Raw genomic sequence first — 19,186 nt, 5'->3', positions numbered from 1 at the left:
ACGCTCTTGGAGCCCATCGAATGGGACGAGGATGGATGGCCCAGGGCAGGCGGGGGAGACCTGTCATTGCCGCTGGTTGCACCCCTGCCCGCCGTTTTCAGGGCAGCGGATCAAAATCACGGCTCGCCGTTGTCCGATGATTTTTCCGCCGAACGCTTTGGAACCCAGTGGTCGTTTCACGCCCCGTCCAAGGACGAGTACCTCCGGGCATCCTTTGATGCCGGATTGGTGCTGCAAGCCCGCGGATCAGGACCCTCTGACAGCTCGGCCTTAACGTGCATCGTCGGCGATCGGCGCTATGAGATCACGGTGGAGATGGACGTCAGCGACGGAGCCCAAGGTGGCATGCTGCTGTATTACAGCGATCGCCTGTTCTGCGGCATGGGTCATGACGGCGGTCAAATGACCAGCTACCGCGCAGGCAGGGCAATCCCATACTGGCGTGAACCTGCGCCTGCGGCTCGAACGCTGCACCTGCGAATAGTCAACGACAACCACATAGTCACCCAGTACTACAGTTTGAACGGCACCGACTGGACCAGGCATGGACTGCGGTTCAACGTGGAGGGGTACAACACAAATACCGCCGACGAACTCCTCAGTCTGCGCCCGGCACTGTTCGCAGCCGGTACCGGGGAAGTACGGTTCAGGAACTTCACCTACCTTGCGCTCAACGATTGAGCGACACGATATCGCGCCTGTATTTGAGAAAGGGAAGTCCGGCACGCCCACTTTAGTTCGATAGGACGGACCCACAACCACGCTGCCACTATCGGTCTCTGATTGGACTGGGGTCGCGGGTCGTTACGGCCGCGTGGAGCCGGCCCGGAGCTCGGGCCCTTTAGGTAGGGAACGGCCCAGGACACTCAGCGCATGGCCTGGGTTTTCGTAGGGATGGACCGGGTACGTGGCCGATTCCGGGCGGGGACCCGTGTCACGGCTTCGCGGCGTATACCCACAGTGTTTTCGATGGATCCAACGCCCTCGACCGTCATTCGCACGACGTCGCCGGTTGTCAGTGGCTGGGGGGTCTTCGCGCCATTGCGTCCCCAGAGCTCGGCCAGGCAGCCGCTGCCGCACGTCCCGGAGCCCAGAACGTCCCCCGGCAGCACTACCGAGTCCTGTGACGCGTACGCCACCAACTCTGCGAACGGCCAGCCCATATTGGATAGAAGATCCTGTCCGACGGGCTGCCCATTGACTTCGACGGCCATGGAGATGGGCAGGAAGCCCTCATCATCGTGCAGGTGCTCGAACTCATCGGCCGTCACGATCCAGGGACCCAGTGTGTTCGCAAAGTCCTTGCCTTTGCAGGGTCCGAGGCTGACCTTCATTTCGCGCCGCTGGAGGTCGCGTGCGGACCAGTCGTTGAGAATCGTGTAACCGAAGATGTGCCGGTGAGCGTCTGGCGCAGACAGGTTCCTGCCTTCGCTTCCAGGCACATGCCCGACGACGGCGGCCACCTCGGTTTCGAAGTCCAGTTCGCTGCATCCCGCAGGAACTCCAATCACCTCGCCCGTGCCCGTCACAGTGTGCGGGTTGGTGAAGTAGAACGTGGGTGCCTCGTACCATTCGGCAACCACTCCGGCCACGCCGTTGATGCTCTTCCGGACGCCTTCCACATGTTCTTCGAACGCCACGAAGTCCCTGATGGTGGCCGGTATCAGCGGGGCAATCAGCTGCACCTCGGCCAGCGGAACTGCAGGTGCCGCCCGGAAAGTTTCCGAGGCGATCTCCAGAGTGGCGGCAATCCCCAGGTCCAAAAGGTCATTCGTGGTTTGTCCCTGGGGTAACGCAAAGCAGCTGCTGCCCTTCACAAACCCGGCGTGCGTACCGCCGTGGTAATTCCAGCGGGCGATCTTGACCATGTCTGATTCCTTACGCGGTGGGGCGGGCGGTGAGGGCGGCGGCAGCGGTGATGCCGAGCCCGGCGGCGTTGCCGGCGAGAATCCCGGTGGTTTCGGTCTCGGGGAGTCCGGCGGCATGAACCTCTTCAACTGGTCTGTCTGACCCCATGTCGAAGGGGTAGTCGGAGCCGAGCATGACTTGGCCGGGGCCAGCCGCCTCGATGAGCGCGCGCAGTTCCCTGGGGTTATGGACCAAGGAGTCGAAGAAGATCCGCTGGAGATATGACGACGGTGGTTCGGCGCAACGTCGGGCCTCGGGACGAACTTTCCATGCGTGGTCGGAACGGCCGATGGTCGTTGGAAGATAGCCTCCGCCATGGGCGGCCACAATCTTAAGGTTCGGGTGCCGGTCCAGAACTCCGCTGAAAATCAGGTGGGACAAAGCCACGGCATTCTCGGCCGGCTGGGAGACAGTATTGGCCAGGTAGTAACGGTCAAGACGTTCGTCCAGGGAGCAGCCGAACGGATGCAGGAACACTATGGCACCCAGTTCCTCTGCCCGGCTCCAGAAGGGTTCAAGCCGCAGATCGGAAAGCTCCACGGTGCTGCGTTCGGGGTCAGTCTGCGTGGCTGCGAAGGAGCCAATTTCAACGCCTAGGAGCCCACATTCAAGGACGGCGTGTTGGAGTGCTTCGACCATGAGGTGGGGATGCTGCAATGGCACGAGCCCGAGACCGTTCAACCGGTCCGGTGCTCTGTCCACGAAGTCACGTACTGCCTCATTGGCCTGTTTAGCGAGCTCGAGGGAAAGCTTTTCGCCTGAAAAGTAGTAAAAGTGCGATGGCGAGGGCGAGACGAGCTGGACATCCACTCCTTGGGCGTCCATGTCAGCCAGACGACGATCCAAATCCGTGAGCTGAGGCCACCGTTCCTTGATCATGCGCCCCGATGCAGCGAGCGACTCCGGGCCGTTCCGCCGCATTTCCAAGGCTTGGAGTGCAGCGAAACCGTCAGAGTCGGCGTCTGCCACCCGTTGCTGGAGGGCCGGAATCAGGATGTGGGCATGCACGTCGACTGTAGGTGCCGGTGCTTCGGAGGGGCGAGTGCTCATGCGGGTTCCTTCAACATGGTGGAAAGCGAGTTCATCAGCCCGGGAACGTTGGCATCGCGAACGCCATCCAGCATCCATTGGCCAAGCTGGACTGAGGCTTTGACGACGGCTGTAGCCCTTTCCAACCGGCGGTCAGTGAACTCCTTCCAGAGGGTTTCCGTGAGATGGTCGGCTGAAATGAGAAGCTCGGCGAGCACCGCAGCGTCCTCGAAGGCCATGGCGGCACCCTGGGCGACCGTCGGGGGGCAACTGTGCGCGGCGTCCCCGATGATCACAGTGCGCCCGCGATTCCACGGTCCATCCACCAGGTGCGTGGTGAACCAGGTGTAGTTGATGCGCGCGCTGTGGTTCAGGTTGGCCCGGATCTCGTTCCACGGGCCGCCGTAGGCTGCCGCGAGTTCGGTCATGATGCGCGGACCGTCCTCGTGCTTGCGTTCCTGCGCCCGCTCTACAAGGTAGGCGTAGATGGAGTCGGGGCCGGTGGGGCAGTACCCGGCAATGAAGCAGGGCCCGCCGTAGGTGAGATCGGTCCGAACAACATCCTCGGGGCGTTCCACGAAGGCCCGCCAGATGCCCATGCCGGTTGGCTGGGGTTCGACGCCGATGCCGATGGCCTTGCGCACTGCGGAATGAAGCCCATCGGCACCGATGAGTAGGTCGTAGCGGGCGCTGCCGCCGTCGGAGGTACGCACGGTGACGCTGTCGCCGTCGTCCTCCATGCCCGTGACCGTCTTGCCGAAAGTGATGCGGGCGCCCGCCTGCAGGGCGCGTTCGCGCAGGATCGCGGTCAGGTCGGGACGGTACATGCCCAAGGTGGCAGGCAGGTCGTCGCCTCCCGTCCTGATGTCCTCAAGCACGGCAATGGTGGTGCCGGCAGGGTCCGGGGCGCGCAGGCCCAGAGTACTGAACGGGTAGCCTTTCGCTTCCACCTGCTCCCAGACGCCGAGTTCGCGCAGGATCCGCAGGGCATTGCCCTGCAAGGTGATGCCCGAACCCAGCGTCTGCGGCTCAGCGGCCTTCTCCAGAATCTCGACGTCGACGCCCGCGTCGGCGAGGAGGATGGCGGCGGTCAGTCCCGCAGCTCCCGCTCCGACGATTCCAACCTTTTGTACTGCTGCCATCTTTGACTCCTTTGTGGTGACGGCGTTTCTGCCTATTGTGCTGCTGTCTGTAGCTCCGGAACCTTCGTTGGCCCTCAACCTGATAATCGAACCTGCTACCGGACTGCGATGGGATTGACCGGTGAACCGACAGCCCCGGTGATGGGGAGCGGGGCCGCGGTGAGCATGAAGTCGTATCTCCCGTCCGCCGCGCAGGCTTCGGCAAGTGCATCCGGGTCCCACATTTCGCCCAGGAACAACCCCAGGTTGGGGATGGCGATCTGGTGCAGCGGCTGGAAAGCGTCGTCAAATTCGTTGGGACGCACTTCGAAGCCCCACGTGTCGGTCGCGATTCCGGCAATTTCAGAGGCGTGCAGCCAGGCCGCGGTGCTGAAGGACAATCCCGGCGCAGACCCGCCTGCATAGTCTCCCCATCCTTCACGGCGGACTCGGGTGTACTGGCCTGTTCGGATCACCACGATGTCGCCACGGCGAACCGCGGAGCCGGGGCCCTGACGTTCAATGGTGCGTTCAAGGTGTTCCGGGGTGATCGCAAAGCCATCGGGGAGTTCCTCATCCGTACGTCCCAGCTCCGGACCGAGTGCACGGCCGACGTCCAGCAAGACACCACGGGTCACGATCTTGGCCGCGGCCGTTTGAATCCCGGTGACCAGATCCCCCTCGGAGGTGACCACATCTCCGGCTGCCCGTCCGTTCCAAGCCTTGCCACGGTCAAAGATGTGGCCGAGCCCGTCCCACTGCGTAGAGCACTGCAATGGCATGGCAATAACATCATCGGCGCCGCCGAAGCCATGGGGGAACCCTTGGTTGCCGCGTTCCGCGTCAACTCCGGTGTCCGTCATGGTGTGTACGGGGTTGGTCCGGCGACGCCACCCCTTCTGGGGCCCGTTGGTGTCGAAGGGCTGGGACAAGGAAAACGCCTCCCCGGTGGTCACCAGCGCAGCAGCCTCGACCCGTTTTGCGGCATCGATAAAGTTCAGCGTCCCAAGGACGTCGTCTGCGCCCCAGCGGCCCCAATTGTTGTACCGTCCAGCGGCGTCAGCAATGCTGGCCAGCGGATCCGCGCGCTGGATAGCTGCCGGGTGCACGGCCTCGGTGGTCACTGTTCGTCCTTGCAACGGATGAGTTGGGTGCCCAGCCCGGTGATGGTGCCTTCCATGATATCGCCGTCCTGAAGGAGCCGTCCCCAGTGCTGGCCATTGCCGGCAGGGCTGCCTGTCAGGACCAGATCTCCGGGCTTCAGTGGCATTGTCTGCGAAGCTTCGCTGACAAGCTTGGCCACACCGAAGATCATGTCCTGCGTGGATTCATCCTGCATCGCCTGGCCGTTGAGCTTGAGCCTGACCTGGACATCCTGTGGGTCACCGAAGAACTTGGCCGGTACCAGAAGGGGCCCTGTGGGCAGGAAGCCGGGGGCGTTCTTGGCCCGGTACCAGTCCGATCCGATGGCGGGCATGTCCTTGCGGAAGACGTACTCGCGGGTGGTGATGTCGTTGACCATGGTGTACCCGAAGACGTGATCGAGGGCTTCTTCCGGGGTGACACGGAAGGCCTCTTTACCGATCACGGCCGCCAGTTCCAGCTCCCAGTCGTGGGACTTGCTGTACCCCGGCAGGACGAGGTCGTCCGTGGCGGATGCGATCGCGGTCGGGAGGCCGATGAAGAAGTACGGCGTTCCCTGGCCCGCGCGCTCATCCATCATGGCGGCCGTCTTTGCGCGCACCTCCTCAGCATCCTGGCCGGCGTCGCGGTGTGCCACGGCCAAGTCAATGACGTGCTTGCGGTAGTTGGCTCCGGTCTGCAGGACCTGGGCGGGTTCCACCGGGGCGAGGACGTCGACGGCGGACAACGCCAGGCCTGTTTGTGCGCCAACCGATGCTGCTAGCTGGTCGAGCTCACTTTCGGTCGTTTCCCAGTGCTGGATCAGTGAGTTAATGTCCGCATCCAGTGGCAGGACACGTTCGCCTATCAGCAGGCCCGCCTTGGCTTTGCTGTCGCTGGGTTCGTGGAATCGGATCAGGGAGTATGTTGCGTTGGCCATCTCTCTAGCCTCGACCCTGCTTTGCGTAGGGATTAAGAAGGGCTTCCTTCATTTCAGCGGAAGCACCTTCCTCCGTTGCGGTGAAACCTTCGGCCGGCGGGAAGGATTCGGTCATTGAGTGCGGCATGGCGCCGTTCTTGTAGAAGTTGTTGGAACCTTCGGAGGGCTTCCAAGTGTTGGCCTCCCAGTCCGGAACGTAGTTGCGGTAGCCGCCGGAATTCAGTTCCACACGCAAACCGGACGGGTCGCGGAAGTACAGGAAGTTCTGCTCGCCCACACCGTGGATGGACGGTCCGTATTCCATGGGGGTGCCGTTTTCCATCATCACATCTGCGGTGCGGAGCAGGTCCTCGGTGGCGTCCACCCAGAAGGCGATGTGGTTGACGCGGCCAGCGCGCTTTGAGGTGTCCAAGACGACGCCGAGGTCGTGGGACTTCTCGTTGGTCGTCAGCACTGAGAAGACGGTGATGGGGGCTTCATCCAGGTCTACGAAGGCCATGACCCGGAAACCCAGTGCTTCGTTGTACCACTTGGCGAAACCCCGGACATCGGAGGAAGCGACCGTGACGTGGTCCAGGAAGCGGGGTGCGGCAGCGTGGCTGCTGCGACGTTCGGGACGGTCGGGGTACGTGGACTCGAAACCGGGCTCGGCGACGAACTTCTCCACGTCATAGAACAGGCGCATGTGGTGGCCGTAGGGGCCCGTGAACTCGTAAGCCTTGCCGAAGCCGTGGGCACCGGCAGTCCAGGTGCCCTGCACACCGGTTGCTTCAACCCGGGCTGCTGCCGTTTCCAGGGCGGCCTGCGAGTTGGTGCGCCATGCCATTCGGCCCAGGGACGCTTCGGGTCCTTCTGTGATAACCAGGCTGTAGCGGTAGTAGTCGCCCCAGCACCGCAAGTAGACGTTGCCATCCACGCGGTCGATGATGCGCATGCCGAACTTTTCCTCGTAGAACCGTGCCGAGGCTTCGACGTCCGGAGTGGTGATCTCGAGGTGGGCAAGATGGGAGAGGGGAGTTTCCACGATGAATTCCTTCTAAGTACTGATGGCTCGGACAGTGATCTGCAGGTCCTTCAATAACCATGAGCCACATCACGTATTCGGAGAAGGGCAACTATCTGATAGTAAGTATCCACCGCACAAATACCGATGTGCCTTCCGTGGCGATCTCAGCGCGGCCCGTGTCAACGAACCATCAACCGAACAAATATCAGCTATACGGAAACCGCTATTCTCCGCCTGCAGGCTCCTTGCCACAGTGAGTGCAGTCCCTCCCGGCAACTCTGCCACTTTTTTGGGGGATCATCTTCAAAGGCGAAGGAACACCAATGAGCACCCTGGATCCAACTGCGATCGAAAGCCGCCCACCAGTTGATGGCCGAACGGCCGGAAAGACACAGGCCGCACTACTGGTCGCCGGCAGCTGCATGCCTGTACTGGGCGCTGTACTGCTGGCACCTGTCCTCCCCACCCTGAACCAGGTCTTTGCCGATACCGCAGGTGTCGCGATCCTGGTCCCACTGGTTCTAACCTTGCCGGCTTTGTTCGTCGCACTGTTCTCGCCCCTCGCGGGCTATGTAGCGGACCGGATGGGGCGCAAGCAGCTCCTCGTCTTTGCGATGCTGGCGTACGCCCTTTTTGGGACGGCACCGTTGTGGCTGGATTCCCTTGGAGCCATCGCTTTGTCGAGAGTTGGCGTAGGGATTGCCGAGGCGGCCATCATGACCTGCTGCACCACGCTGATCACCGACTACTATTCAGGACAGCAGCGGAACAAGTACCTCGGTCTCCAAACGATGGTCAGCGCGCTGGCAGCCACTGCGTTCTTTGCCCTAGGCGGCGCCTTGGGCAGCATCAGCTGGCGGACGCCGTTCTGGCTCTACGCTGTCAGCGCCGTGCTGGTTGTGCCTATGGTCTTCAAGCTGTGGGAGCCTGCCAAGAGCCACGTACAGAATACGACGGCGGCGAAACAGCCGGTGCCGTGGCAGCAGATTGGTGCCCCGGCCGCTATGACGCTGTTCGGCGGGATCGTGTTCTACGCACTGATTGTTCACTTGCCGTATGTGATCACCGGCTTGGGCGTGACGGATACCGGACTTATCGGGGGCGCCGCTGCGATCGCCTCATTGGCCACTGCAGCAGGCGCTATCTCCTTCCGGTACCTTGCCAAGCTGGGTACTCGGAAACTGCTGATCGGCGCTTTTGGACTTGCCGCCGTCGGGCTTTGCCTGGTCTCGTCGGCCGGGAACGTGCCGCTGGCCATCGCGGGCGCCGTTGTCGCAAGCGCCGGCACCGGAGTGCTGTTGCCGACGCTACTAACATGGGCGGTCAACGGCCTGACGTACTCCCAGCGTGGCCGCGGTACCGGCATCTGGACCGGAACGCTGTTCATCGGGCAGTTCCTGACGCCGATTGTCCTTGGCGCGGCTGCTGCCGGATTGGGGAACCTCAGCCTTGCACTTGGGGCGTTGGGCATGGCTTGCGTCTTTGCTTTGGTGGCCATCCTGGTCCGGGGGCCGCGGTTGGTCACGATCAGCCAGTAAAGTTGCCGGCGGCTGGATAACCTAGGGAAATGAAGAACCTGGACCTGAACCTATTGCCCCAACTGCAGGTTCTGCTGGAGCTGCGGAATGTGTCCCGGGCAGCGGAACGGCTCCAGCTCAGCCAGCCGGCTACCAGTGCGGCGATGGCCAGGCTCAGAAGGCATTTCGACGACGAACTGCTGGTTCGTAATGGCCGCACCTACGATCTCACTCCCTTCGCACAATCATTGGTCCCGCTGGTCGATGAAGCAATGCTTCACGTCCAGCGGGCCACACGCGTTCGATCGGGTTTTGATGCCGCTACGAGCGAAAGGGAGTTTGTCATTGCTGCGTCCGACTACGCGGCCGCGCTCATCGTGGGGCCTCTGCGCGGAATCCTGCAACAGGAGGCACCTCATGTGGTGGTGGACTTCGTACCCACCTCGGGCATGCGGGGCGACCTCGCCGAGTACTCACGGATGGACCTGCTGGTGGGCCCTACCGGTTACCGCATGAAGGGTGATTCCAAACAGCTCTTCCGTGACAGCTTCGTGGCTGTGGCCGACGCTGGAAATCCACTCCTCACCTTGCCTGCGCTGACGTTGGAGGACCTTGTTGAAGTTCCCCACGCCGTCGGGTATTTCGGTGAGGGCATCAGCACTCCGGCGGACAAATTGTTCGAGTCCCGGGGTGTCAGACGTCGGGTGGCGGCCGTGGTGGCGGGCTTCCTGTCACTGCCGTTGTTGGTTGAAGGCACCGACTTGGTGGCGCTGGTTCCGCGCATGCTGGCCGCGAGGGCACAGCGCGGGGCATCTATTGAGGTTCTCGAGTTCGCCGAGGAGTTGGAAGCCGCCTTGGTGGAGGCGATGTATTGGCATCCGTCCCAGACCGAAGATCCTGCAAACGTCTGGCTCCGCTCTGTGGTGCAGCGCGCGTGTTCGCAGCTTCACGAGATCTTTCCGGTGAAGGCTCATCCGGTCATCGTCACGGCAGTTTCCGGCAACTAAGCGCCATGAGCATCCTTAAAACAGCGGCCAAGGCACCGCAGGCATCCCACCGCTCGGAGCGGGGAACCGCCCTGCTAAGCGCAACCGGGCGCAGCGCGTGGCCAGTGATGCAATTTCTTCCGTACTGAGCAGCTCGGCCAAGTCTCGGCCCAGCTCGCCGTGCAGTCCTTCGGCGACGCGATCGACGCCGTCGCGTTCTTCGGCGGTAAGAGGTTGCCCCAGCCATCCCCACAACACCGTACGCAGCTTGTGGTCATGGTGGAATGTCAGCCCATGGTCCACGCCGTGCCTGTGCCCGTCCGTCATCGCGAGAATGTGGTCGCCTTTGCGGTCGGCGTTGTTCACAATCATGTCGAAGACCGCCATGCGTCGGAGTGCTGGCGAGTCTTCGTGAACCAAGGCGACCATCTGACCGTTCTCATTTTGCCCTTCGAGAACGTGTTTCCAGCCTGTCTCGGGCACTTGGTCCGTTGCAAGCATGTTCACGGCGCGTTGGGCCGGGTCTTGCTCCTGCCAGAGCTGCACCATTCCCTCGCCGAAGGGGCCATCGCGCAACCAGGTGCGGGGAACGATGTCCCAGCCGAAGACCTGCGAGACCAAGTAAGCCGCCACCTCGCGGTGAGCAAGGGTGCCGTGCGGAAAGTCCCACAGCGGACTTTCGCCTGCTATCGGCTTATAGACGACTTCGACGTCGCCGATGCTGCCTAGGAATGTAGCGTTGGAAGCCGTGGTGATGCGCCCGGTGAGGGTCAGCTCGGCGGTCACCAGGTCCGGCGTCGGCATCAGACCTCAGGAAGGGTGCAGATGTGCCCATCGGCGTCCATGGGGTAACCGCAGGTCGAGCACGTCGGACGCCCGGCCTCCACGATCTCACGGGTGCGCTTGGCGAATGCTCGCGCGGTGCCGACCGGCATGCGCACCAGCAGCATCTCGTTGGCGTCGTCCTCATCGGGCGATTCGTCGTCATCCGCATCGACATCGGTGATGGGATAGGCCTCAATGACTACCTGGGCGGTGGTTGGATCCCAACCTAAGCTCATGGCGCCGGCGCGAAATTGCTCCTGAACGGTTTCAAGAGGGTCGTTGTCGACAAGCTCAATGGGAGTACCCGTGGGAACACTGAACGGGTTGCCCTCGGCGGTTATCAGTTGGTCGAGAATATCGTCGATCTTCTCCGCGAGCAGGGCCGACTGCTGCTTCTCCAAGGCAATACTCACGATCTGCTTACCTGCGCGCACCTGCAGGTAGAACGTTCGTGCCCCCGGGAGGCCAATGGTGCCAACTACCACTCGATCAGGCCAGGCAAACTCGTGAACACGTGTAGGCATGTCAGTATTTTAGGCACATAAGGTTCAGGGCGCGTTCTGCCCTGCACCGCCACCTACCGGCGCATCGCCCGTGTGGATGCCGTTCGACAGCCATGACAGGTCACCCGCGTCGGTGTTGGTCGCGTATACGCTCGGCCGACTCGGGCCGTAGCGCACGATGGATACAGAGGCGGGACCCACATTAATACGCTGGAACAAGTCAAGGTGCATGCCGAGCGCGTCGGCGAGGATGGACTTGATGATGTCACCGTGGCTGACCGCAGCCCACACGGCCCCGGGCCCGTGCTCGGCTTCGAAAGCTGCATCGTGGCGTCGGATCGCTGCCACGGACCTGGCCTGCATCCCGGCCATGGATTCACCGCCGGGAAATACGACGGCGGACGGTTGCGATTGCACCGCCGGCCACAAATCCTCGGTGGCAAGATCACTGAGCGCCCTGCCCTGCCACAGGCCGTAGTCGCATTCGGTGAGATCGATATCGATGGGTGCGTAGGGCGTGCCAACCTGACGATCAAGGATGAGCTGGGCGGTCTCCCGGCAACGCTCAAGAGGGCTCGAAACCAGCCCGACCACCGGCACGGCTGCGAGCCGGTCTGCCATCAGAGCCGCCTGTTCGCGCCCGATCTGGTCGAGGCTGACGCCGGCGGCCCGACCGGCCAGCAGCCCAGTGGCATTAGCTGTGGTGCGGCCGTGCCGCACGAGAATAACTGTCGCCATCCACCCAGCCTAACCACCCTCACGCCGGCGGTGTGAACGTTTCGCGCCGGGCGTCGAACAGGCACGTCGAACTCGTTGTACGTGGTCGGAAATCGAGGACTACAGTGGTTCTATGGCTGCAAGCCGCAATCCGCTCGATGACCTGCGCGAAACCGTAGGCCATCTGGCCAATCAGCTCAAGCTGTCAGGTTCAGAGCGCGTCGACGACCTGATGGGCGATTTCATCGGCGCGAGGCCCGGGCCGGCCCGGCCGCTGTCGGAAGTGCAGGCGGAACTCGACGCGCTGGTGGGGCTGGAGACCGTGAAGGAACAGGTGCGGGCCCTTGTTGCTCTGCTCCAGGTCCAGGCCCGCCGGAAAGCACACGGCCTGCCGGAGGTGGCCACGTCACAGCATCTGGTGTTCCTCGGAAACCCGGGCACGGGCAAGACAACAGTCGCGAGGCTCCTGGCCGAGATGTACCGCGCGGTCGGACTATTGCAGAAGGGCCACCTTGTGGAGGTCGACCGTTCGGGCTTGGTGGGGCAGTATGTCGGGGCGACCGCCATCAAGACGGACCGGGTGATCCGGCGTGCGCTGGATGGCGTCCTGTTCATCGACGAGGCCTACGCGCTGGCACCGGAGGATGGCCGGATGGACTTCGGTCCCGAGGCGATCGAGGTCCTGCTTAAACGGATGGAGGACCATCGCCATCGCTTGGTGGTGATCGTGGCCGGATACCCGCGGCTGATGGAATCCTTCTTGCTGTCCAACCCCGGATTGCGGTCTCGGTTTGCCCGGGAGATTACGTTCCCCGACTACTCCGTGGACGAACTCCAGACGATTTTCCACCAGATGCTAGCTCAGCACGAGTACACCTTGGAGCCTGGTGCGGACCAAGTGTTGCGTCGCATCCTCACCGGGCTCCACGCTGGCGAGGACTCGGGCAACGCCCGGTTCGCCCGCACGCTGTTCGAGCAGGCGCTCAACCGGCAGGCGCTGCGGCTGTCACGCGACGAGGAACACAGTCTCGATGCGCTCGATCGTGATGCCGTCATGACCCTCACCGCGGACGACGTCGTTGAGGCAGCGCTGGCCTTGGGCGAGGAACCGGAGCCGGAACTGGAACTTACGGCCGAACCTGAACGATCCCGCTGGTGGCGCTGGCTGGCCTGACCCGATCTGAGGCGTGACAGGGGGGCGCCCGTGAAACCCGGACGCCCCCTGGTGCTAAAACTCGACCGCGGCCCCGGCAGAGGCAACGGCATGGTCATTTTCTACCGTGCTTCCGCTGACGCCCACAGCGCCAATAACATGGCCGTCCTTGCTGTACAGGGGAACGCCGCCGGGGAACGTAATGAGTCCTCCGTTGGATACTTCGATGTTAAAGAGGGAACCCCCGGGCTGGGAGAGTTCGCCGATCGAACCTGTTGGCATATCGAAGTATCGGGCGGTGCGTGCCTTCCGTATTGCTATGTCGATGCTTCCCAACCATGCACCGTCCATCCGGGTAAAGCCTTTGAGGTTGGCGCCTGCATCCACAACAGCGATATTCATTGCCGTTCCTTGTTCCAGTGCAGCCTTGGCGGCTGCCGCTAGAACCGCTTCTGTCTGGGCTTGGGTGATGTCAGCCATAGTTTCTCTCCTTTGAGAATGTACTTCGAACGGTTTCTATCTGTCGGATCCGTCTACGCGATCGGTGCCGGCGGTCGTTCACCGCTCAACACTGCCAGTGCGTTGTCGGCGGCGAGCATGGCCATGGCTGTACGCGTTTCCACCGTGGCTGAGCCGAGGTGCGGCAGGAGGGCGACGTTGTCCAGTTCCAGCAGGCCGGGATGGACGCGTGGTTCTTGCTCGTAGACATCGAGCCCGGCTCCGGCGATTGCACCTTCGCGAAGGGCTGTTGCCAGTGCGTCTTCGTCGACGATCGGTCCGCGCGCGGTGTTGACGAGGAACGCGGAGCTCTTCATCGCAGCGAGTTGTTCGGCCCCGATCAGGTGATGGGTGGCGGGGCCGTAAGGACAGTGCAGAGAGACGACGTCGGAGACTGCCAGCAGTTCGTCGAGGTCGACGCGTCGGGCGTCCAGCTCCGCGGCGATCGTTGGGTCGATTTCGCTACGGGACTGGTAGACGATGTCCATGCCGAAGGCTTTGGCCCGCCGTGCGGTAGCCTGGCCGATTCCGCCCATGCCGACGACGCCGAGTGTCTTGCCCTGCAAGCTACTGCCGAGCAGGAAGAACATTCCCCACTTCCAGGCTTTGCCGGAGCGGATGAGTCGTTCACCCTCACCCAGCCGCCGGGTTGCCATGAGGATGAGGCCGAACGCGATGTCGGCCGTGGCGTCGGTGAGTACGCCTGGCGTGTTGGTGGCCACGACGCCCCGTTCGCTGCAGGCTGGCACGTCGATGTTGTCATATCCGACGGCGACATTTGCGACGACCTTGAGCTGCGGGCCGGCGGCATCGAGCAGTTCTGCATCAACGCGCTCGGTGAGCAGAGACACTATGGCATCGGCTCCGGCTACCCGGCGCAGAAGTTCTTCGCGCGTAATGGTCTCGGGACCATCCCAGGCCTCGACGTCGTGTTCGGTGCGGAGTTTTTCAATCGCAGCGTCGGGGATGCGTCCCGTGACGACAACGCGGCTCATGCGGTCACGATCCAGTCGCGGAGGCGGCCGAGGCCCTCACGGATATCGGCGACGTCGATGCCTGAGTAGGCGAGCCGGATGTACTGCCTTTCTTCGCCGGGTAGGCGCCGGCCGAAGTGCTCGCGGGTGCAGAAGGAGACTCCGGTTTTGTACAGGGCGTCGCTAGCGAAGTCACCTACTGCTGTATAGCCCATTTTCTCCATGACGTCGGTGACGTCCGGGAACAGGTAGAACGTCGACTGGGGCACTGCGACGTGCATTCCGGGGACGGAGTTCACGAGTTCGCAGGCAGCATCCCGCCGTTCACGCAGGATGTCCAGCATCTGTTGGACCGGTTCCTGGGTGCCGCGCAGTGCTTCGATACCTGCCCACTGCACGTAGTGGGTGGTGCATGACTCGTCGTTGGTGTTGAGGGTGCTGAGAACTTTGGCGATCTCAAGGGGAGCTACGGCACAGCCGAGGCGTGAGCCGGTCATGGCGAACTTCTTGCTGAAGGTGTAGAGGATCACGGTTCGTTCTGCCATGCCAGGAAGCGACGTGATCGAGCTGGAGACTCCCTCGTAGCGGGTCTCGAAGTAGGCCTCGTCGGAAAGCACCCAGAGATTGTGCTCCTGGGCGATCTGAGCAATGGCCTCGCGCTCAGCCGCAGTGGATTCCGCGGAGATGGGGTTCTGCAGGTCGTTGTAGATGATGGCAACGGTGTTCGGCGTGATCGACGCGCGTACCTGGTCAAGGTCGATAGAGAAGCCCTGGCTTGTGGGGAGGTAGCGGTACGGTACTGCTGTGCCTCCGAGGTATTCGATCTGCGACTCGTAGATCGGGAAGCCGGGATTCGGGTACAGCACTTCCTGACCGGGGTTCATCACTGCCTGCAGGAACTTCGTGATGACCGGCTTGCCGCCCGTCATGACCACGACGTTGTCGGGGGAGAGGCTGATGCCGCGGCGTGAGCCGATGTCCTCGGCGAGGGCTTCGCGCAGCTGGGGGATGCCGGGGCCGGGGCAGTAGCCCGTGTAGCCGTCGGCGATTGCCTTGGTCATGGCTTCGACGATGTGCGGGGCGGTGGGGATGTTGATGTCACCGAGGTGGAAGGGGTAAACCAGATTCCCCTTCGCCTTCCAAGCTGCCGCGGCCTGGGCGACGCTAAAGGCGGTTTCGGTGCCGAGCCGTTCGAGTCGATGCGCGAGTTGCTGCATGCTGTGTACTCCTCGTTGAGTTAAGAGTCATTCGTAGACATCTAATACATGACTAATATATCAAAGCGTCATGTGGCCTTAAGCACAAGAGGAGGACGCACTATGACGTCCTCACATGAGAGTGGCACCGCATCCGGGTAGAAACCTGGACGCAGTGCCACTGTTCTCAGCCTGCTATGACGCTAAGTCATAGCCGCGCACCCAAGTAGGTCGCAGTACACGCCGTTTTGAGCCTTCAGAACGACTTGATCTGCTACTTACTTGGGTTATGTTTGGCCGGCTTGTGACCGGCGATCGCGGCGCGGACATCGCCCTCTTCGTGTCCATTCTTCTTGCCAAACGGCAGCACCTTAAGCAGCGGGTGCAGGATGAGCATGATGACCAGGCCCCAGACGGCACCGAGAATGGCTGAGCAAATGGTGTTCACAAGCCAGGCAAGGAAGCCGCCCACCACCGGGATGCCGACGAAGGGTGTCTCCAGTACATGGACAAGGTCGTAGGGGCCGTGCCAGCCGAGGTCGTAGGCACCCTGCAGCATGATGTGACCACCAACCCACAGCATGGCGATGGTCCCGATGAGGGTGATGGCTGCCAGTACGGCCGGCATCCCCTTGACGAGCAACCGGCCGAAGCGCTGGGAGCCCTCGGAGGCCTTGGTGGTCAGGTGCAGGCCAATATCGTCCATTTTCACGATGAGGCCGACGGCGCCATACACAATGACAGTGATCGCGATTGCTACGACCACCAGGATGAACGCCCGGACCCACAGGGACTCCGCGGCCACCTCATTCATGGCAATGACCATGATCTCGCAGGACAGGATGAAGTCGGTGGTGATGGCGCCTTTGGTAACTTTCGCCTCTGCTTCAGGGCCGCGTTGGACTGCCGGTGCCTTCTCGGTATCAGCATGGTCGCCGCGGAACTTGTGCCACACCTTTTCGGCGCCCTCGTAGCAGAGGTAGCTGCCACCCAGCATAAGGATGAACGGAATTACTCCAGGGATGAAAGCACTAACCAGCAGCAGGGCCGGCAGGATGATCACCAGCTTGTTTCGCAGCGAGCCCCAGAAGATCCGTTTGATCATCGGCAGTTCGCGTGACGGGTCCGCCCCTGAGACATATTGGGGTGTGACGGCGGCGTCGTCAATGACGACGCCGGCAGCTTTGGCCCCGGCTTTGGCGGCTCCTGCAGCGATGTCGTCCACGGAGGCAGCCGCTATGCGGGCCAGCGCTGCGACATCGTCCAACAGTGCTACGAGACCGCCGCTCACAGGAGAACTCCGTCCTGCTTAAGGGCGGGCAGCGGCGTGTGAATACCTGGGTAGAGTCGCATAAATGGCATGTTCGGAGTATACGATGATGGGCGTCTTGGGCTGCAGTGACTGTGCAGAGGCCTAGTGTTCCGTGTCCGCCGCTGCCTGCTTCTTGGCGCTCTTTTCCGCGTCCTTCTCAGCACGCAGCGCCTCCGCCTCGTGCTGCTCCTCGGCCTTTTCCTGATGGATGACCTGGGCGAAGAGCTTCTCCATCTCCTTGGCTACTCCAGCAGCTGAAGCAGGATTCTGACCGGTGACCAGTCGCTCGTCCACTGCCACTTTCTCCTCGAAGACACCTGCGGAGACATGGCGTGCTCCCTGTTCCTCCAAGCGGTCTGCCAGGAAGAACGGGATGACCTTGTCTTTCCCGGCGGCAACTTCCTCGTCGTTGGTGAAGGCGGCCACGTCCCGGCCTTGGACAAGACGGAATCCATTCTCCAATTCCACATTCAGTAGTCCAGCGGGACCATGGCAGACGGCGCCCACCAGGCCGCCGGCGTCGTAAACGCTGGCAACCAGGCGCTGCAACCCTTCGCTGTCCGGGAAGTCCCACATAGTGCCGTGTCCTCCCACGAGGTAGACAGCATCATATTGCGCGGGATCAATGACATCCACGCGGGCAGTGTTGTAGAGGCCGGCGCGCGTGGTCTCATCCTTGGTAAAGGCAACCTGGATTGGATCATCCGTGTCTACCTCGTCGCTGGGAGGCTGGCCGCCTTTGATCGAAGCAAAATCGACGAAGTGACCTGAATCTTTGAACACCTTCCAGGGATGTGCGGCCTCGGCGACGTTATAGCCGGTCTTCTCGCCCGTATCGCCGAGCTCGGAAACGCTGGTCAGTACCATGAGGATTTTCTTCATGACGTGCTCCTTTCGTCCAACGTCCACACTACGCCCCGCCTTTTTGGGCCTCTGAAGCGCTGAAGAATCCACATACTGTCACAATGCGCCCCTATGCTTGCCTCATGTCTACTGATGAAGAGAAGGACCCTCCCGTACCTGCTGACGTTGAGGGGAAGATCCCGAAAAAAGTTCACGATGTCCCGGGCGAAGAACTGAAGGAAGCATCTACCGACGAACCCAACGGAAATTAGACGGCAGACGGGCGCGGTTCCGAGCCTTTCGGGTATCAAAACCCGCTGTTGACAGAGTTGAAGTAACGCGGGTAACCTAAATCACATGCCACGCAGGTAACGCGCGTTACCAACAGCATCCCTGCAGCATAGCCAGGCAATGACAGCCTGGCATCACCCTCGGACCAGACAAGAGCACCCGGAGTAATTCAATGGCGAAATCCACCCCTGATGAGGCCGTACCTGTACGGCAGCGGGGAGTAACCATGAAGGACGTCGCCAAACATGCCGGCGTTTCACGGACAGCGGTTTCGTTTGTTCTGAGCAACCGCGAAAACGCCAGTATCTCCGAGGAAACCCGCACTCGCATCAACCACGCTGTGCAGGAACTGGGTTACAGGCCCAACGCCGGTGCCCGTGCGCTGGCATCGCGGCGCAGCGATTGGTACGGGATCGTGACGGAGATCGTCACGGCACCGTTCGCCGTCAACATCATCAAAGGAGCCCAGGACCAAGCGTGGCTTGACCGTCGGTTCCTGCTCATCGCGCCCTCCGACCAGGCCGATGCCGTAGGACCCAACCAGGGCCTGGAAGATGCTGCAACGGAAAAGCTGCTGGAACAACGAGTGGAAGGACTTCTCTACGCAGCTACTTTTCACCGGGGCGTCCACGTTCCGGCGAGTGCCAATGAAGTACCCACCGTGTTAATCAACTGCTTCGATGCGGACGGTAAGCTTCCCTCGATCGTCCCTGACGAGCGTGGGGGAGGCAGGATCGCCGTCGAACGTTTGCTCCAAGCCGGCCACACCCGGATTGGAGTCATCAACCTTGACCCGGTTATTCCTGCTGCAGTGGGGCGGTTGGAAGGTGCACGCGAAGCACTTGCCGTCGTCGGGCTGCAGCTGGACCCGGAGCTGGTGGTGTCAGGGTATGCCACGGCTGACGGCGGCTACGAAGCCGCGTGCCGGATCCTGGACCGCTATCCACAACAGGACAGGCCGACGGCACTGTTCTGCCTCAATGACCGCATGGCGATGGGCGCCTATGATGCCATCAAGGAACGGGGCCTGACCATCCCCGGGGACATCGCCGTGATCGGCTTCGACAACCAGGAACTCATCGCGGCCTACCTGCGGCCAAAGCTGACAACGGTTGCGTTGCCCTTCGAAAAAATGGGCGCCTTGGGCGTCCAAACGCTCGCCGCACTAACAGCAGGACAGCCGATTATTGCCGACCAGCAATTGGTCGACTGTCCGCTGCTAGAACGCTCTTCGGTCTGACCGCG

20 protein-coding genes are annotated in these 19,186 nt (G+C 62.1%); 6 read left to right on the top strand and 14 right to left on the bottom strand.

Annotation, left to right across the window (positions count from 1 at the left end; genetic code table 11):
- The first annotated feature begins 6 nt into the window (after window positions 1–6).
- The gene (locus tag M1D89_RS13975; protein WP_498644332.1) at window positions 7–681 is read left to right on the top strand and encodes a beta-xylosidase family glycoside hydrolase; all 675 of its coding nucleotides are present in this window, start codon (window positions 7–9) and stop codon (window positions 679–681) included.
- A 185-nt stretch (window positions 682–866) separates the two neighbouring features.
- On the opposite strand, the gene M1D89_RS13970 is transcribed toward M1D89_RS13975, so the two are convergent.
- The 6 genes from M1D89_RS13970 to M1D89_RS13945 form a co-directional block, all read right to left on the bottom strand.
- Window positions 867–1,868: a fumarylacetoacetate hydrolase family protein gene (locus M1D89_RS13970; protein WP_498644330.1), complete on the bottom strand. Its 1,002-nt coding sequence runs from the start codon at window positions 1,866–1,868 to the stop codon at window positions 867–869.
- A 10-nt stretch (window positions 1,869–1,878) separates the two neighbouring features.
- The gene (locus tag M1D89_RS13965) at window positions 1,879–2,958 is read right to left on the bottom strand and encodes an amidohydrolase family protein (protein ID WP_498644328.1); all 1,080 of its coding nucleotides are present in this window, start codon (window positions 2,956–2,958) and stop codon (window positions 1,879–1,881) included.
- Window positions 2,955–4,079: an FAD-dependent oxidoreductase gene (locus tag M1D89_RS13960; protein ID WP_498644326.1), complete on the bottom strand. Its 1,125-nt coding sequence runs from the start codon at window positions 4,077–4,079 to the stop codon at window positions 2,955–2,957. The genes M1D89_RS13965 and M1D89_RS13960 overlap by 4 nt, the downstream gene beginning before the upstream one ends.
- 95 nt (window positions 4,080–4,174) lie before the next feature.
- Complete coding sequence (locus tag M1D89_RS13955; protein ID WP_498644324.1) at window positions 4,175–5,182, bottom strand: cyclase family protein; 1,008 nt, start codon at window positions 5,180–5,182, stop codon at window positions 4,175–4,177.
- Complete coding sequence (locus M1D89_RS13950) at window positions 5,179–6,120, bottom strand: fumarylacetoacetate hydrolase family protein (RefSeq protein WP_498644322.1); 942 nt, start codon at window positions 6,118–6,120, stop codon at window positions 5,179–5,181. Before M1D89_RS13950 ends, M1D89_RS13955 begins: the two co-directional genes overlap by 4 nt.
- A gap of 4 nt (window positions 6,121–6,124) precedes the next feature.
- Window positions 6,125–7,144 carry a VOC family protein gene (locus tag M1D89_RS13945; RefSeq protein WP_498644321.1) on the bottom strand — a complete coding sequence of 340 codons (1,020 nt, stop codon included), beginning with the start codon at window positions 7,142–7,144 and terminating at the stop codon, window positions 6,125–6,127.
- Between the two features lie 305 nt (window positions 7,145–7,449).
- Here M1D89_RS13945 and M1D89_RS13940 point away from each other — a divergent pair, with 305 nt between their 5' ends.
- Complete coding sequence (locus tag M1D89_RS13940) at window positions 7,450–8,664, top strand: MFS transporter (protein WP_498644319.1); 1,215 nt, start codon at window positions 7,450–7,452, stop codon at window positions 8,662–8,664.
- Between the two features lie 29 nt (window positions 8,665–8,693).
- A complete protein-coding gene (locus M1D89_RS13935; protein WP_498644316.1) occupies window positions 8,694–9,650 on the top strand; it encodes a LysR family transcriptional regulator in 957 nt (318 codons plus the stop codon).
- A gap of 15 nt (window positions 9,651–9,665) precedes the next feature.
- On the opposite strand, the gene M1D89_RS13930 is transcribed toward M1D89_RS13935, so the two are convergent.
- From M1D89_RS13930 to M1D89_RS13920, 3 genes are read right to left on the bottom strand one after another with little or no spacing between them, the layout of a single operon-like run.
- Window positions 9,666–10,433, bottom strand: coding sequence for an SCO1664 family protein (locus M1D89_RS13930; protein ID WP_498644314.1), 768 nt, complete (start codon window positions 10,431–10,433; stop codon window positions 9,666–9,668).
- Entirely contained in the window at window positions 10,433–10,978 is a 546-nt protein-coding gene (locus M1D89_RS13925) for a DUF3090 domain-containing protein (protein WP_498644312.1), read from the bottom strand. The genes M1D89_RS13930 and M1D89_RS13925 overlap by 1 nt, the downstream gene beginning before the upstream one ends.
- 24 nt (window positions 10,979–11,002) lie before the next feature.
- Complete coding sequence (locus tag M1D89_RS13920; RefSeq protein ID WP_498644310.1) at window positions 11,003–11,695, bottom strand: histidine phosphatase family protein; 693 nt, start codon at window positions 11,693–11,695, stop codon at window positions 11,003–11,005.
- A gap of 112 nt (window positions 11,696–11,807) precedes the next feature.
- Here M1D89_RS13920 and M1D89_RS13915 point away from each other — a divergent pair, with 112 nt between their 5' ends.
- Entirely contained in the window at window positions 11,808–12,848 is a 1,041-nt protein-coding gene (locus M1D89_RS13915) for an AAA family ATPase (RefSeq protein ID WP_498644308.1), read from the top strand.
- Window positions 12,849–12,902: 54 nt separating this feature from the next.
- Here M1D89_RS13915 and M1D89_RS13910 read toward each other — a convergent pair whose 3' ends face one another.
- The 5 genes from M1D89_RS13910 to M1D89_RS13890 form a co-directional block, all read right to left on the bottom strand.
- A complete protein-coding gene (locus tag M1D89_RS13910; protein WP_091467093.1) occupies window positions 12,903–13,307 on the bottom strand; it encodes a GlcG/HbpS family heme-binding protein in 405 nt (134 codons plus the stop codon).
- Between the two features lie 53 nt (window positions 13,308–13,360).
- The gene (locus M1D89_RS13905; protein ID WP_498644306.1) at window positions 13,361–14,320 is read right to left on the bottom strand and encodes a 2-hydroxyacid dehydrogenase; all 960 of its coding nucleotides are present in this window, start codon (window positions 14,318–14,320) and stop codon (window positions 13,361–13,363) included.
- Complete coding sequence (locus M1D89_RS13900; RefSeq protein WP_476115378.1) at window positions 14,317–15,516, bottom strand: pyridoxal phosphate-dependent aminotransferase; 1,200 nt, start codon at window positions 15,514–15,516, stop codon at window positions 14,317–14,319. The genes M1D89_RS13905 and M1D89_RS13900 overlap by 4 nt, the downstream gene beginning before the upstream one ends.
- A 253-nt stretch (window positions 15,517–15,769) precedes the next feature.
- Window positions 15,770–16,786, bottom strand: coding sequence for a DUF808 domain-containing protein (locus tag M1D89_RS13895; RefSeq protein ID WP_498644303.1), 1,017 nt, complete (start codon window positions 16,784–16,786; stop codon window positions 15,770–15,772).
- A 123-nt stretch (window positions 16,787–16,909) separates the two neighbouring features.
- Window positions 16,910–17,689, bottom strand: coding sequence for a type 1 glutamine amidotransferase domain-containing protein (locus M1D89_RS13890; RefSeq protein ID WP_498644301.1), 780 nt, complete (start codon window positions 17,687–17,689; stop codon window positions 16,910–16,912).
- Between the two features lie 104 nt (window positions 17,690–17,793).
- Here M1D89_RS13890 and M1D89_RS13885 point away from each other — a divergent pair, with 104 nt between their 5' ends.
- Together M1D89_RS13885 and M1D89_RS13880 are read left to right on the top strand one after the other, a co-directional pair.
- Window positions 17,794–17,922, top strand: a complete 129-nt coding sequence (locus M1D89_RS13885) for a hypothetical protein (RefSeq protein ID WP_498644299.1) — start codon at window positions 17,794–17,796, stop codon at window positions 17,920–17,922.
- A 191-nt stretch (window positions 17,923–18,113) separates the two neighbouring features.
- Window positions 18,114–19,181 (top strand): LacI family DNA-binding transcriptional regulator, encoded by a 1,068-nt coding sequence (locus M1D89_RS13880; protein ID WP_498644297.1) that lies wholly within the window; start codon window positions 18,114–18,116, stop codon window positions 19,179–19,181.
- The last annotated feature ends 5 nt before the right edge of the window (window positions 19,182–19,186 follow it).

The sequence above is a fragment of the Arthrobacter sp. D3-18 genome, from assembly GCF_054408525.1.
The sequence above is the reverse complement of the archived record's forward strand: the minus strand, read 5'-3'. Positions and strand labels throughout refer to the sequence as shown.

What these genes read in the sequence shown, in the direction of transcription:
- M1D89_RS13970 (WP_498644330.1), bottom strand. Translation starts at nt 1,868, where the DNA reads ATGGTCAAGATCGCCCGCTGGAATTACCACGGCGGTACGCACGCCGGG.
- M1D89_RS13965 (WP_498644328.1), bottom strand. Translation starts at nt 2,958, where the DNA reads ATGAGCACTCGCCCCTCCGAAGCACCGGCACCTACAGTCGACGTGCAT.
- M1D89_RS13960 (WP_498644326.1), bottom strand. Translation starts at nt 4,079, where the DNA reads ATGGCAGCAGTACAAAAGGTTGGAATCGTCGGAGCGGGAGCTGCGGGA.
- M1D89_RS13950 (WP_498644322.1), bottom strand. Translation starts at nt 6,120, where the DNA reads ATGGCCAACGCAACATACTCCCTGATCCGATTCCACGAACCCAGCGAC.
- M1D89_RS13940 (WP_498644319.1), top strand. Translation starts at nt 7,450, where the DNA reads ATGAGCACCCTGGATCCAACTGCGATCGAAAGCCGCCCACCAGTTGAT.
- M1D89_RS13935 (WP_498644316.1), top strand. Translation starts at nt 8,694, where the DNA reads ATGAAGAACCTGGACCTGAACCTATTGCCCCAACTGCAGGTTCTGCTG.
- M1D89_RS13930 (WP_498644314.1), bottom strand. Translation starts at nt 10,433, where the DNA reads ATGCCGACGCCGGACCTGGTGACCGCCGAGCTGACCCTCACCGGGCGC.
- M1D89_RS13925 (WP_498644312.1), bottom strand. Translation starts at nt 10,978, where the DNA reads ATGCCTACACGTGTTCACGAGTTTGCCTGGCCTGATCGAGTGGTAGTT.
- M1D89_RS13920 (WP_498644310.1), bottom strand. Translation starts at nt 11,695, where the DNA reads ATGGCGACAGTTATTCTCGTGCGGCACGGCCGCACCACAGCTAATGCC.
- M1D89_RS13915 (WP_498644308.1), top strand. Translation starts at nt 11,808, where the DNA reads ATGGCTGCAAGCCGCAATCCGCTCGATGACCTGCGCGAAACCGTAGGC.
- M1D89_RS13910 (WP_091467093.1), bottom strand. Translation starts at nt 13,307, where the DNA reads ATGGCTGACATCACCCAAGCCCAGACAGAAGCGGTTCTAGCGGCAGCC.
- M1D89_RS13905 (WP_498644306.1), bottom strand. Translation starts at nt 14,320, where the DNA reads ATGAGCCGCGTTGTCGTCACGGGACGCATCCCCGACGCTGCGATTGAA.
- M1D89_RS13900 (WP_476115378.1), bottom strand. Translation starts at nt 15,516, where the DNA reads ATGCAGCAACTCGCGCATCGACTCGAACGGCTCGGCACCGAAACCGCC.
- M1D89_RS13890 (WP_498644301.1), bottom strand. Translation starts at nt 17,689, where the DNA reads ATGAAGAAAATCCTCATGGTACTGACCAGCGTTTCCGAGCTCGGCGAT.
- M1D89_RS13885 (WP_498644299.1), top strand. Translation starts at nt 17,794, where the DNA reads ATGTCTACTGATGAAGAGAAGGACCCTCCCGTACCTGCTGACGTTGAG.
- M1D89_RS13880 (WP_498644297.1), top strand. Translation starts at nt 18,114, where the DNA reads ATGGCGAAATCCACCCCTGATGAGGCCGTACCTGTACGGCAGCGGGGA.